The 14,093-nt window shown below is 66.7% G+C and carries 10 protein-coding genes; all 10 read right to left on the bottom strand.

The annotated features are described in order from the left end of the window. The 10 genes from dxr to dnaE all read right to left on the bottom strand — a co-directional run bounded on the left by dxr (position 1) and on the right by dnaE (position 13,794). Entirely contained in the window at positions 1-1,224 is a 1,224-nt protein-coding gene (gene dxr / locus QA649_RS22365; RefSeq protein ID WP_283019094.1) for a 1-deoxy-D-xylulose-5-phosphate reductoisomerase, read from the bottom strand. Between the two features lie 4 nt (positions 1,225-1,228). Next, entirely contained in the window at positions 1,229-2,071 is an 843-nt protein-coding gene (locus QA649_RS22360) for a phosphatidate cytidylyltransferase (protein WP_283019093.1), read from the bottom strand. Further along, positions 2,068-2,826, bottom strand: a complete 759-nt coding sequence (locus tag QA649_RS22355) for an isoprenyl transferase (protein WP_283019092.1) — start codon at positions 2,824-2,826, stop codon at positions 2,068-2,070. Before QA649_RS22355 ends, QA649_RS22360 begins: the two co-directional genes overlap by 4 nt. Positions 2,827-2,836: 10 nt before the next feature. Then, on the bottom strand, positions 2,837-3,400 hold the full coding sequence (gene frr / locus QA649_RS22350) for a ribosome recycling factor (RefSeq protein WP_057756077.1): 564 nt from the start codon (positions 3,398-3,400) through the stop codon (positions 2,837-2,839). Positions 3,401-3,468: 68 nt separating this feature from the next. After that, entirely contained in the window at positions 3,469-4,185 is a 717-nt protein-coding gene (gene pyrH / locus QA649_RS22345) for a UMP kinase (protein WP_283019091.1), read from the bottom strand. A gap of 61 nt (positions 4,186-4,246) precedes the next feature. Further along, positions 4,247-5,170 carry a translation elongation factor Ts gene (gene tsf, locus QA649_RS22340; protein WP_283019090.1) on the bottom strand — a complete coding sequence of 308 codons (924 nt, stop codon included), beginning with the start codon at positions 5,168-5,170 and terminating at the stop codon, positions 4,247-4,249. A gap of 133 nt (positions 5,171-5,303) precedes the next feature. Further along, a complete protein-coding gene (locus tag QA649_RS22335; protein ID WP_018642316.1) occupies positions 5,304-6,299 on the bottom strand; it encodes a 30S ribosomal protein S2 in 996 nt (331 codons plus the stop codon). Positions 6,300-6,511: 212 nt separating this feature from the next. Beyond that, on the bottom strand, positions 6,512-9,010 hold the full coding sequence (locus tag QA649_RS22330) for a caspase family protein (protein WP_283019089.1): 2,499 nt from the start codon (positions 9,008-9,010) through the stop codon (positions 6,512-6,514). A 182-nt stretch (positions 9,011-9,192) separates the two neighbouring features. Continuing rightward, complete coding sequence (locus QA649_RS22325; RefSeq protein ID WP_283019088.1) at positions 9,193-9,963, bottom strand: carbonic anhydrase; 771 nt, start codon at positions 9,961-9,963, stop codon at positions 9,193-9,195. A 327-nt stretch (positions 9,964-10,290) separates the two neighbouring features. After that, positions 10,291-13,794, bottom strand: a complete 3,504-nt coding sequence (gene dnaE, locus QA649_RS22320; RefSeq protein ID WP_283019087.1) for a DNA polymerase III subunit alpha — start codon at positions 13,792-13,794, stop codon at positions 10,291-10,293. Positions 13,795-14,093: the final 299 nt, after the last annotated feature.

Below are 14,093 nucleotides of genomic sequence, written 5' to 3'. Positions count from 1 at the left end.
CTAGGATGCCTTTAAGGCAATTTGAGGCAATAGGGCGGCAGCTCTATTTCGAGCAACATGGTCAACAGAGATTGCATCGTCGGCGGACGTCAGGGGCGCTTGGTTCCCGCCGCGGATCCAGTCATCAAGGGTCGCCTCGACCAACCGGGCAATCGCGCCGAAGCGGATCTTGCCGGCGATGAAGGCGGCGACGGCGACCTCGTTGGCGGCGTTGTAGACCGTGGTGGCCCCCTTCCCGGTCCGCAGCGAATCGTAGGCCAGCCGTAGTCCCGGGAACCGCTCGAAGTCCGGTGTCTCGAAGGTGAGCTGGCCGATCTTGGCGAGGTCCAGCTTGGCAGCGGGCCCCTTGATGCGGTCGGGCCAGCCGAGGCAGTGCGCGATCGGCGTGCGCATGTCGGGCGAGCCGAGCTGCGCCATGACCGAACGGTCGGAGAACTCGACCATGCCGTGGATGATCGACTGCGGATGCACCAGCACGTCGATCTCATCCGGCGTCAGCGCGAACAGATAGGACGCCTCGATCACCTCGAGCCCCTTGTTCATCATCGAGGCGGAATCGATCGTGATCTTCTGGCCCATGCTCCAGTTCGGATGCTTGAGCGCCTGCTCGAGCGTCGCCTGCTCGATGTCGGCGGGCTTCCAGGTCCGGAACGGGCCGCCCGATGCGGTGATGATGACGCGGACCAGCTCGTCGCGATTGCCCGACGCCAGCGCCTGGAACAGCGCGTTATGCTCGGAATCGGCCGGCAGGATGCAGGCGCCTGCTTTCGTCGCTCGCTGCATGAAGAAATCGCCGGCGCAGACGAGGCATTCCTTGTTGGCGAGCGCGACATGCGCGCCGCGATCGACCGCGGCGAGAGCCGGCTTCAGCCCGGCGGCGCCGCTGACGGCTGCCATCACCCAATCGGCGGGACGCGCGCCAGCCTCGATCACCGCGCTTTCACCGGCGCCGCATTCGGTGCTCGTTCCCGCCAGGAGAGCCTTGAGCTCGCCGAGCTTCGAGCTGTCCGCGATCGCCACGAAGCGCGCGTTGAATTCCTTCGCGAGCTTGGCCAGCGCTTCGACATTGCCGTTCGCCGTCAAGGCCTCGACGCGGTAGCGCTCAGGAGAGGCGCGCAGCAGATCCATCGTGCTGTCGCCGATCGAGCCGGTGGCACCGAGGACTGTGACGCTGCGAATGTCGGACGCAGCAAGCCTGTTATTACGCAAGGGAACGGCGCTCATATCCTCACCAAACCATAAGACCGCTTCCGGTGCTATGCACACCGTGACGGAGAAAGCCGATAAACCAGGCCGCCAGGATGGCGGCAACAAAGCCGTCCAGGCGGTCCAAAAGCCCGCCATGGCCGGGAATTAAGTGACTGGAATCCTTGACTCCGAACCGCCGCTTCACCGCGGATTCGAACAGATCGCCCAGCTGCGACACCACCGAGAGCACGGCGCTGACCAGCAGCAGCGGGACCGCCTTCCCGACACCGCAAGCCGCAAAGCCGGCAGCGACCGCAAGGCTCGCGGCAAAGCCGCCGAGAGCTCCGGCCCAGGTCTTCTTCGGGCTCACCCGCGGCCACAGCTTCGGTCCGCCAATGCCGCGGCCGGCGAAATAGCCGCCGATATCGGTCGCCCACACCACCAGCAGTACGAACATCAGCGCGGAGAAGCCGTTGACGAGATCCTTCCGCACCAGGATCGAGGCCAGCAGCGCCGCCGACGCATAGGCAAACCCGGTGGCTGCCCATAAGAACTTGCCGCGCGCGATCAGCGTCACGATCGCACCGCCGATGAGGCCAGTGACGACGGAGGTCTTGAGCGCGCCAAAAGCGACGGCGGCTCCCATCATGGCGATCACGACCGTCCCTGCCCCGGTCAGCGCAGCCGATCCCGCCCCCACCACCATCAGCCATTCCGCGAACAGCCCGATCGAGACCAGGGTGACGAGAAGCGCCCACAGCCAGCCGCCGGCATAAGCGATGGCAATGGTCAGCGGCGCCAGCACCAAGGCTGCGAGGACCCGCATCACCAGATTGCTCGGGGCAGGCTTTGCGCCCGCCGGTGCGGTGTCGGATTCGCTCACGAGGCGGTTTTCGCGACCAGGCCGCCGAAACGGCGCTCGCGCCTGGCAAATTCGGCGATCGCGCCCTCCAGCGCCGCCTTGTCGAAATCGGGCCAGTGGATCGGCACGAAGACGAGCTCGCTATAGGCGGCCTGCCACATCAGGAAATTCGAGAGCCGCTGCTCGCCGCTGGTGCGGATGATGAGATCGGGATCGGGGATGTCGGGCGCATCGAGATGCGCGCCGAGCGTCTCGGCGTCGATCGTGGCAGGATCGCGCTTGCCGTCGGCAACCTCGCGCGCCAGCTTCTGCGCCGCCTTCGCGATCTCCTGCCGCGAGCCGTAGTTGAAGGCGACGACGAGCGTGAGGCGGGTGTTGTCGCGCGTCAGCTCCTCGGCCTCGTTCAGGAGCGCGCAGATATCGCTTTCGAGCCCGTCCCGCTCGCCGATGATGCGAACCTTGACGCCGTCGCGATGCAGGCTCGCCAGATCGTTGCGGATGAAGCGGCGGAGCAGACCGAAGAGATCGCCGATCTCGCTCGCCGGACGCGACCAATTCTCCGATGAGAAGGAGAAGATGGTGAGATAGCGGATGCCGAGCTCGTGCGAGGCGCGCACCACGCGGCGCAGGGCCTCGACGCCGCGGCGATGCCCCTCCGCACGCGGCAAGCCGCGCGCGGCCGCCCAACGCCCGTTGCCATCCATGATGATGGCGACATGCGCGGGCGCCTCGGACCGGTCGGGTCCTTCCGTAGCGGGCGCGGCGGCGTTGGACATGGAGGCAGCCTTAAACAGTCAGGATTTCTTTTTCCTTGGCGGCCAGCAGCTGGTCGATTTCGGCGATGGTGCCGTCGGTCGCCTTCTGCACCTCGTCGGCGTGACGCTTCTGGTCGTCTTCCGACATCTCGTGATTCTTCTCGAGCTTCTTGAGCACGTCGAGACCGTCGCGGCGGACGTGGCGCGCGGCGACCTTGGCGGCTTCCGCGTATTTGTGCGCGACCTTCACCAACTCCTTGCGCCGCTCCTCGTTGAGCTCGGGAATGCGCAGGCGCAGCACCTGGCCTTCGGTCGCGGGCGACAGGCCGAGATTGGAGTCGACGATCGCCTTCTCCACCGCCTTGACCATCGACTTGTCCCAGACCTGCACCGAGATCAGGCGCGGCTCGGGCACGCTGACGGTGGCGAGCTGATTGAGCGGCATATGGCTGCCATAAGCATCGACCTGCACGGGATCGAGCATCGAGGCCGAGGCGCGGCCGGTGCGCAGGCCGCCAAGCTCGTGCTTGAGCGAGGCGACGGCGCCCTGCATGCGGCGCTTCACTTCGTTGAGATCGAAATTACCCGTGGCCATCACGTTTCTCCTTCAAAATCCCGGCGACCTCACCGCGCCCTTCCCTTGAGGGCGCGGCAGATGAGCCGTCAGCCGGCGACGATGGTTCCGTGGCCGACGCCACGCAGAATCGCACCGATCGAGCCCGGCTCCGCGATCGAGAATACGATGATAGGCAGCGACGTCTCGCGGGCAAGCGCGAAGGCGGTCGCATCCATCACCTTGTAGCCGCCTTCGATCGCCTGCGAATGCGTCAGCCGGTCGAACCGCGTGGCGCTCGGATCCTTCTTCGGGTCGGCCGAGTAGACGCCATCGACATTGGTCGCCTTCAGGACCGCCTCCGCGCCGATTTCGGCCGCACGCAGCACCGCGGTCGTATCGGTGGTGAAGAACGGATTGCCGGTTCCGCCGCCGAGCAGCACGATCCGGCCTTCGGCGAGGTATTTGTGCGCCGCAATGCGGGTGAACAGCTCGGAAATCTCGGGCATGACGAAGGCCGACAGCGTGCGCGCCGGCGTACCCTTGCGCTCGATCGCCGCTTCCAGCGCGAGGCAGTTCATCATGGTGGCGAGCATGCCCATGGTGTCGCCGGTGGTGCGCGACACCCCCCGGGAAGAGACCTCGACGCCGCGGACCATGTTGCCGCCGCCGATCACGACCGCAACCTCGGTGCCGAGCCTGCGGGCGGCGATCAGATCGTCCGCAACCCGGTCGACGGTCGGCTGATCGATGCCAAACCCCTGCTGCCCCGCGAGATATTCGCCGGACAGCTTGATCACGACGCGACGATAGACCGGATCAGTCATGAGCACTTTCCTTGTCCGGGCGCCGCTTCCGGCGGCACGCCGGAAGGAACGTTCCGGCGCTTTACTTCTTGCCGCTGGCCGCCGCGACCTCGGCTGCGAAGTCGCTTTCCTGCTTCTCGATTCCCTCACCGAGAGCATAGCGCACAAAACCGGCGATCTTCACTGCGCCGCCGACCTTGCCCTCGACTTCCTTCACCGCCTGCGCCACCGACTTGCCGGTGTCGTGGATGAAGGCCTGCTCGAGCAGGCAGACTTCCTTGTAGTAGGTCTTCAGGCCGGACTCGACGATCTTCTCGATCACGTTCTCGGGCTTGCCCTGCTGACGGTACTTGTCGGCGAGCACGTCCTTCTCGCGCTTGACCACCGCCGGATCGAGGCCGGACGGATCGAGCGCCAGCGGGTTGGCGGCGGCGATATGCATCGCGATCTGGCGGCCGAGGGCGGCGAGCTCGTCGGCCTTGCCCGGCGATTCCAGCGCAACGATCACGCCCATCTTGCCAGCGCCGTCGATGACGGCACCGTGGACGTAGTGCGACACCACGCCCTGCTTCACCTCGAGGGCGGCAGCGCGGCGCAGCGTCATGTTCTCGCCGATGGTGGCGATCGCATCATTGATGGCGGCTTCGATCGTGACGTCGCCGACCTTGGCGGCCTTGATCTTCTCGACGTCTGCACCGGCGTCGAACGCGACCTGGGCGATCATCTTGACGAGGCCCTGGAACTGGCCGTTGCGCGCGACGAAGTCGGTCTCGGAGTTGACCTCGACCACGACGCCCTTGGTGCCCTTGGTGAGCGCGCCGATCAGGCCCTCGGCCGCGACGCGGCCCGACTTCTTGGCGGCCTTCGACAGGCCCTTCTTGCGCAGCCAGTCCTGCGCCGCTTCCATGTTGCCGTCGTTTTCGGTGAGCGCGGCCTTGCAGTCCATCATGCCCGCGCCGGTCGATTCGCGCAGGTCCTTGACCATCGCAGCTGTGATCGTTGCCATCGTTGAAAATCCTTTGTGCCTGCCGGTTTGCCGCGGCGTGGCATCCGATCGCCCCGCCGCGGTCCATCTCAGGGATTCGCGTCAACTGAAATGGTGGCCGAATCCTATCCGGCCAACCCATCGCTCTTTTTGACTATTCCGCTTCCGCGGTCAGCGCCTTGGCCTTGGCCACCCAGGCATCCGCACGGCTCGGCAGACCGACTTCTTCGCCGATCGTGTGCGCGGTGTCGTGGTCGAGCTCGGCGAGCTGCCAGTAGTGGAAGATGCCGAGGTCGTTGAACTTCTTCTCGATCGCGCCCGACACGCCCGGGAGCTTCTTGAGATCGTCGGCGGTGCCGCGCGGACCTGCGAGGCCCTGGAAGCCGCTCGAGGACGCCGCCGGCAGCTCTTCGGCAACCGGACGAACCGAGGCGCCGATATCGATGCCCGAATCGCCCTGGGCACGCGAGATGCCGTCGATCGCCGCACGGGCGATCAGGTCGCAATACAGCGCGATGGCGCGGCCGGCGTCGTCATTGCCGGGGACCACGTAGGTGATGCCCTTCGGGTCCGAATTGGTGTCGACGATCGCGGCGACCGGAATGTTGAGGCGCTGGGCCTCCTGGATCGCGATGTCTTCCTTGTTGGTGTCGATCACGAAGATCAGGTCGGGCAGACCGCCCATGTCCTTGATGCCGCCGAGCGAACGGTCGAGCTTGTCGCGCTCGCGCTGAAGCGTCAGGCGCTCCTTCTTCGTGTAGGAATTGGCTTCGCCGCCCGAGAGCACGTCGTCGAGGTGACGCAGGCGCTTGATCGAGGCCGAGATCGTCTTCCAGTTGGTCAGCGTACCGCCGAGCCAGCGCGAATTGACGAAGTACTGCGCGCAGCGCTTGGCAGCATCGGCAACGCCGTCCTGCGCCTGGCGCTTGGTGCCGACGAACAGGATGCGGCCGCCCTTGGCAACCGTGTCGCTGACGGCCTGAAGGGCCGTGTGCAGCATCGGCACGGTCTGCGCGAGGTCGACGATGTGGATGTTGTTGCGAGCACCGAAAATGAACGGAGCCATTTTCGGATTCCAGCGGTGAGACTGGTGACCAAAGTGCACGCCAGCTTCGAGCAGCTGACGCATAGTGAAATCGGGCAGTGCCATCGTTCTAATTCTCCGGTTGGTTCCTCCGGAAACGTGTGAGCAAAACGGAGCGTTCTCGCCCCGGTTGCCACCGGACGGCCTTGTGAGCCATGTTTCCGTGTGAGATGGCGCGCTCTATAGCGCAATTTCGGCCAGAAGCAAGGAAATAAGGGCCTTATCTGGGCGGTTTTCGCCAGCCAAAGGCCCCTGTTCCATCAATACCGCCCTGCCATCTAGCACTTCGGCTGGTTGGGTGGGCACTTCTTTGCGGGCGGCGGGGCCGCCGGGCGTGGCGGAGGCGCCGCCGGACGCGGCGGGGCCACGGCCACCCGTGGTGGCGGCGGTGGTGGAGCCGGCCGGGCAACAGGCGGAGGCGGCGCGGGACGGGCCGCAGCGACCGGCGGCGGAGCGGGTCGCGGCGGCGGGGGTGCGGCCATCCGTGGCGGCGGAGGCGCAGCCACCCGTGGCGGCGGCGCGGATACGCGCGGCGGCGGTGGCGGCGGCGAAGGCCGCGCCACGGCCTGGGGCCGCGGCGGCGGTGCAACGGGTCTCGCCGCCTGCGGCGGAGCGGCTGATGGCCGATTCTGCGGCCTGATCGGCTCATGCGCAGCCGAGGGCGGTGGCGCAACAACCGGCCGTCCGGCCGCGGCCGGAGGCGTGCCGGGCGACTCGCGGGTTGCGGACTTGGCGCGATCCGCAGGGCCCGCCCCCGGCGGGGTCTGTGCCACCGGCGGCTTCGGCGGCTGGCCGGGCGCGGCAGGCGGGTTTGTCGTGGTGGGCGCTGCCGTCGCAGAGCCGGCAGCATTTGGCGCACCGGGATGGGCAGGCAGCGTGGTCGTGCCGGGAGCCGCAGCCGTGGGCGCCCCCGGATGAGCCGGTGTCGTCGCTCCTGGCGCAATTGCGGTCGGCGCGGGCCTGCCGTTCGGCAGCGGGCCAGCCCCCGCCGGCGGCGCAGGCGGACCGCCATGGGCCCCTGGCACCGGCAACGTGTTGGCCGCGGGCAGCCTGGTCTGTGGTGCAGCGTTCGGGGCCGCACCTGGTGCGGCGGCGCCCGGCAGGGCGTTTGGCGCGACGTTCGCCGGCGCCGCCGGCGGCGCCCCGGGCCTCGCCGTTGGCTGGATCGTCGCGCTCTGCGGCAACGGTGCCTTGCCCTGCTGGATCAGGGCGGCGCGCTGCATCACCGCCTGCGGCACGGCCGGCGCCACCGGATTGGCGCGGCCGGCAACCGCCGGCGCCAGATTGGCCGGCCCTGCGCCGGCTCCCGCAGCAGGCGCCGGTGCCGGCGCCTGGTTGATCACGGTGTTGATGACCGTGGTGTTATGGATGTTGTTGAAAATGATGTTGTTCGGCGGCGGCGCGACATAGACCGGCGGCCTCACGAACACCGGGATCGGCACGAACACCGGCTGCGGCAGTACGAACAGGCCGACCACGGGCAGCGGCGGCGGCAGCACGACGAAATCCGGCGGCGGCGGCGGCAGATAGTAGACCGGCGGCGGCGGAGGCGGCGCGAAGCCGAAATCGGGGTCGCTGAAATACAGCACCGGGCGATCGACATAGACCACCTCCTCCGGCGGCGGGGGCGGCACGTCGTAGTCGATCATCGCAAAGCTCGGCGGCGGCTCGACCGGCGCGGTGAGGATCGCAAGGCGGCGACGCGCATCGCCCGCGTGCGGGCCGCGCGGATAGCGGCGCAGATACGACCAATAGGCCTCCGGCGTGTCGGTCCGGTACGTGCGTCGCCAGGTGATCGCCTCGCGGCGCGCCGCAACGATCACCATCACGCGCTTGGACATCGGATCGTTCGGATAGGCCGCAAGAAATTCCTCATAAGACGGCAGCGTGTCGCGCGAGAGCGCGGCGGCATAGGCATCCTGCGCACCGAGATCGCGGATCGGCTTGCTGCGGATCGCAGCAACCTGGTCCGGTGCCGTCTCCGGCGGCGGCGCGTCGGGCCCGCGCTCGAAGAAGGAGAATGGCGCCGATATCTTCTGCTCGTTCCAGGGCACCTGCGCGCCCTTGCTGGCCTCGTTGACGCGCAGGCGGACGCGGTCGAACACATCTGCCAACGACAACCCGCCGGTCCGGATCATTTCCGCCAGCGACTGCGCGTAGATGCCGTACGGTCCCGGCTCCTCCGGCGCCACCGTGCCGGGCGCGGCGTTGAAGGCGATCAGCATGTTCGGATCGGGCTCGACCAGCGCCAGCCCGCTCGCGATCGGCTGCCCGCCCTCGATGAAGGGCTGCGCGCGGGCTGCATCGAGCACGACGATGTTGGCCTTGAGCGGAAGGGCCGCAAGCTGGCGCGCATAGTCGCTGATGCGCAAGGCTTCGGTCGGAATGTCGGTGTCGCGCGTGATGTTGGAATCGACCGGGATAAAATAGTTCTCACCGGCGAGCTGCACGCCGTAGCCGGCGAGATAGACCATCGCGACGGTCCCGGGACCCGAGGCCTGCGCCTTCTGGACGAAATCGCGAAAGCTCTTGCGCAGCGTGTCGCCGTCGAGATCGCGGGCGCCGACGACGTCGAAGCCCGCCGCCTGCAGCGTCTGCGCGATCAGGCCGGCATCGTTCGCGGTCGTCGCGAGCGGCGACTTGGCATAAGCGCCGTTGCCGACAACGAGCGCGATGCGCTTTTCCTGCTGCTGCGCGCGCACCGGCCCCGGACCGCCAGCGGCAAGGACCATGATCGGCAGGAGAAGGCAGATGAAGACTTTGAGCGTCCCACGCATGGCTTGCTTGCCCGCTTTTGTCTTTGAGGTGCCAGCGTGCATGAAACGCCCGGCTGGCTGAATGGCTCTTGAACGAAAAGCGCGGATTGAGGCGGCGGCATGGCGCCCCCGCCTCATATCAAACCCTGCGTCAGGCCCACGCAAGCCTTGTGGCCGCACTGCGGCGAGCCGCGTCGGCCCGTTCAGCCCTGGATCAGGTCGACCGTTCCCGTCGTGAGCCGGTAGATGCCGCCGACGACCTTGAGCTTGCCCTGCTCCACGGCCGCGTTGAGGATCGGCGCGGCCGACTTCAGCTTTGCGACATTGTCGATCACGTTCTGCCGGATCGCCTTGTCGAGGACATCCCCGCCGCCCTGCTGCATCGCAGCCTTTGCGGCGGGCGCGATCGCATCGACCAGCGAGGGAATGTGTCCCGGCGGCGACGTATTGTCCTTGATCGCCTTCAGCGTCGCATCGACCGCGCCGCAACTGTCATGGCCGAGCACGAGGATCAGGGGCGCGTTGAGCACCGCGACGGCATATTCCATGCTGGCGATGGTCTCGGTGCCGGCAAAATTTCCGGCGACGCGACAGACGAAGAGATCGCCGCGGCCGCTGTCGAAGGCATATTCCGGCGCGATGCGCGAGTCGGCGCAGCTCAGAACGGCCGCGAACGGGTTCTGGCCACCGGCCAGCGCCTCACGCTCGTGCTTGAAATCGTGGCGCCGCGCTACGCCTTCGACATAGCGCGCATTGCCCGCCATCAGCCGCTTCAGCGCCGCGTCGGGCGCCAGCACGTTCTGCGGCTTGGGTGGCTGCTTGGCTTCCTTGGCCAAGGCGCGGTTGGCGAAAGCTCCGCCGGCGAAAGCCATGCAAAACGCAGCGGCGCCAAACAGCATCGCGGACCGACGTGACGGCGCGATGTCTTGATGCGGAGGTTGATGATGCAGAGATTCAGAGCACTTGTCGCACATGTGATGTTTCCCCAGGTACAGTGGACGAATGGAAGCGTCGCGATGATAGGTGCGCCGATATGAAAAAATCACCAATTATAATTGACGCAACTTATGATTGCTGCACCGCGAACCATGCTGCCAAGCCGAAGTGATCGCTCGCCTCACGCGCAGCGACTGCACGGACCTGCGCGCGCCCGCATATATTCGCGACCGGCTGCTAGGGCATGATCCGAAAAAAAGCGCAGCAATCTTCCCTCGCGACAAACGCGGCACGCGTTTGTCCGGAGTTCATGCTCCAACAACAATCCAAAGCGCGATGATGATTCGTCTAAATCTCATCGCGCTCTACAGTTGCTGCACGTCCACCACGCCCGCAACCGCCTTGATCGCGCCGGCGATCTGCGGCGAGACCTTGAAGCGGCCGGGCAGCTTCATCTCCACCTCGGTCTCGAGGTCGAGCATCATCACCAGCGAGACCTCGCCGTCGCCGTTGGAGCGCGGCGCTAGCCCCGGGCTGCCGACCTTCGGCGCGGCGCCGTTCGACGCGGCTGCATCGGGACCGGCGAGACGCTTGGCGATCGAGTCCAGCGGCTTGGTATCGCGCAGGAAGATGCGCAGGCCCTTCTGCGTCTTGGCCGCGGCCTCATCGAGCGGCTCGGCATGCAGCACGCGGGCGCGCACGTCCTCGCCCTGGAGCTCGGCGCCGAGCTGGAGCAGCACGGCGGCGCCCGGCTCCAGCACGTCGCGATATTGCGCGAGCCCTTCCGAGAACAGCACCGCCTCGAAATGCCCGGTCGGGTCCGACAGGCCCATGATGCCCATCTTGTTGCCGGTCTTGGTGCGCCGCTCCATGCGCGAGACCACGGTGGCCGCGACCTTGCCGGCGGTGGCGCCGGTCTTCACCGCGCGCGAGAACTCGGCCCAGCTCTGCACCCGCAGCCGCTTCAGGACGGTGGCGTAATCGTCGAGCGGATGTCCCGACAGGAAGAAGCCGATCGCGTCGTACTCGCGACGCAGCCGCTCGGCCGGCAGCCAGGGCTCGATCTGCGGCAGCATGATCGTCGGCGCGTCCGCCGACATGCCGAACATGTCGTTCTGGCCGATCGTCTCGGCCTGATGCGCGCGCTGGCAGGCGGCCATGATCGAGTCTGCGCCTGCGAAGACGCGGGCGCGGTTTGGCTCCAGCGTGTCGAAAGCGCCGGCGGCAGCCAGGCTTTCGATGATACGCTTGTTGATCGCACGCGGATTGACGCGCGCGGCGAAGTCAGCGAGCGAGGTGAACACCCCCCGCTTCGTGCGCTCCTCGATGATCTGTTCGATCGCCTGGATGCCGACGCCTTTGAGGGCGGCGAGCGCGTAGTAGATGACCTTGTCGCCGACCTCGAAGGTCGCACCGGAGCGGTTGATGTTCGGCGGCTCGACCTTGATGCCGAGGCGCTGCGCCTCGGAGCGGAATTCGGAGAGCTTGTCCGTGTTGTTGAGATCGAGCGTCATGGACGCTGCGATGAACTCCACCGGATAATGCGCCTTCATGTAGGCGGTGTGGTAGGATACCAGCGCATAGGCCGCTGCGTGGCTCTTGTTGAAGCCGTAGTCGGCAAACTTGGCGAGCAATTCGAAGATGGTCTCGGCCTGCCCCTTCGGCACGCCGTTCTTCACCGCGCCCGCGACGAAGATGTCGCGCTGCTTGTCCATCTCGGCGCGGATCTTCTTGCCCATGGCGCGGCGCAGCAGGTCGGCGTCGCCGAGCGAATAGCCCGACATCACCTGCGCGATCTGCATCACCTGTTCCTGGTAGATGATGACGCCGAAGGTCTCCTTCAGGATCGGCTCCAGCACGGGATGCAGATATTCCGGCTCCTCGTCGCCGTGCTTGCGTGCGCAATAGGTCGGGATGTTCGCCATCGGGCCCGGGCGATAGAGCGCGACGAGGGCAATGATGTCCTCGAAACGGTCGGGCCGCATGTCGACCAGCGCGCGCCGCATGCCCGCGCTTTCAACCTGGAACACGCCGACCACCTCGCCGCGCGCCAGCATCTGGTAGCTTTCGGCATCGTCGATCGGCAGCGTGGCGAGATCGACATGAATGTCGCGCGGCTTGAGCAGCTTGCAGGCGACGTCGAGCACGGTCAGCGTCTTCAGGCCGAGGAAGTCGAATTTGACGAGGCCCGCCGGCTCGACCCATTTCATGTTGAACTGGGTCACCGGCATGTCCGACTTCGGATCGCGGTACATCGGGACGAGTTCGCTCAAGGGGCGATCGCCGATCACAATGCCGGCCGCGTGAGTCGAGGCGTGCCGCGTCAGGCCTTCGAGGCGCTGGGCGATGTCGAAGGCGCGCGCCACCACCGGATCTTCATCGCGGAACGCCTGAAGTTTTGGTTCGCTTTCGATCGCTGCCGCAAGCGTCACCGGTGCGGCCGGATTCTGCGGCACCAGCTTCGTCAGCTTGTCGACCTGGCCATAGGGCATCTGCAGCACACGGCCGACGTCACGCAGCACGCCGCGCGCCTGCAGCGTTCCGAAGGTGATGATCTGCGCGACCTGGTCGCGGCCGTACCGCTGCTGGACGTACTGGATCACCTCGCCGCGGCGGTCCTGGCAGAAGTCGATGTCGAAGTCCGGCATCGACACGCGCTCGGGATTGAGGAAGCGCTCGAACAGCAGGCCGAACTTGATCGGGTCGAGGTCGGTGATGGTCAGCGCCCACGCGACCAGCGAGCCGGCGCCGGAGCCGCGGCCCGGCCCGACCGGGATGCCTTGCGACTTCGCCCACTTGATGAAGTCGGACACGATCAGGAAGTAACCCGCGTACTTCATGCGCATGATGACGTCGAGCTCGAACGCGAGGCGCTTGTTGTAGTCCTCCTCCGTCATGCCCTGCGACAGGCCATGCACGCGCAGACGGTTGGCGAGCCCCTCCTCCGCCTGGCGCTTCAATTCGGCGGCCTCGACCGCCGCGGCATCGGAGCTTGCGGCGGCGCCAACCGTGAAGAACGGCAGGATCGGCTTGCGCGTCATCGGGCGGAACGAGCAGCGCTCGGCGATCTCGACCGTGGACGCCAGCGCCTCCGGAATGTCGGCGAACAGCACCGCCATCTCGGCGCGAGTCTTGAAGCGGTGGTCGGGAGTGAGCTGCACGCGATCGGTCTCGGCGATCAGCCGGCCGCCGGCGATGCAGAGCAGCGCGTCATGCGCCTCGTAATCGTCGGTCGACGCGAAATACGGCTCGTTGGTCGCGACCAGCGGCAGGCCCTTTGCATAGGCGATGTCGATCAGGCCGCTCTCGATGCGCCGCTCCTTGTCGATGTTGTGGCGCTGCAGCTCGATGTAGAGCCGGTCGCCGAACAGATTGGCCAGACGCTCGCAGCGCGTCGCCGCGAGCTCGGCCATGCCGCCGGCCAGCGCCAGCGAGATCGGCCCGTCCGGACCGCCCGTGAGCGCGATCAGGCCCTCGGTCTCGCCGTCGAACCAATCGAACTTGATGAACGGGGCATGGCTGTCGGGCGATTCCAGGAACGCCCGCGAATTCAGCCGCATCAGACTGCGATAGCCGCGCTCCTGCGCGGCCAGCAGCACCACACGCGACGGCGCCATCGCATTGCGCGCGTTGGGATCCTGGTCGCCGAAGTCGATCGCAAGCTCGCAGCCGACGATCGGCTGGATCCCGGAGCCCGCCATCTTGTCGGAGAACTCGAGCGCCCCGAACAGATTGTCGGTGTCGGTCAGTGCCAGCGCGGGCTGATGGTCTTTCTTCGCAAGCTCGGCGAGCTTGGCGATCTTGATCGAGCCCTTGAGCAGCGAATAGGCCGAGTGAACGTGAAGGTGGACAAATCCGGCGCTCGGCATGGTCGCGTGACGGCCTCTTGCAGATGAGATGGAGCGGTCGCCGGCTCCTCAAGGCATCATGCACTCGCGCGGCCGACTCGCATCACAATGGTGGGGTCTCGCGCCGCCAGAGTCCACGCCGGAGCGGCCGCTTTGCCGCGTCGTCCCGCTTTTCCCCAAGGGGCACCGGTGAAGAGGAGCACGGGTTTGCAAAAACCGCAGGTCTAGAGCTGCGGTATGACCTGGGCCCAGATTGCGATCATCCCGACGAACAGTGTGATGGACGCCAGTGCAGCCGCCTCTTCCACGAAAATCCTGAA

This window comes from Bradyrhizobium sp. CB1717 (genome assembly GCF_029714325.1).
Lineage (GTDB): Bacteria > Pseudomonadota > Alphaproteobacteria > Rhizobiales > Xanthobacteraceae > Bradyrhizobium.
This window is presented reverse-complemented; position numbering and strand designations above follow the sequence as displayed.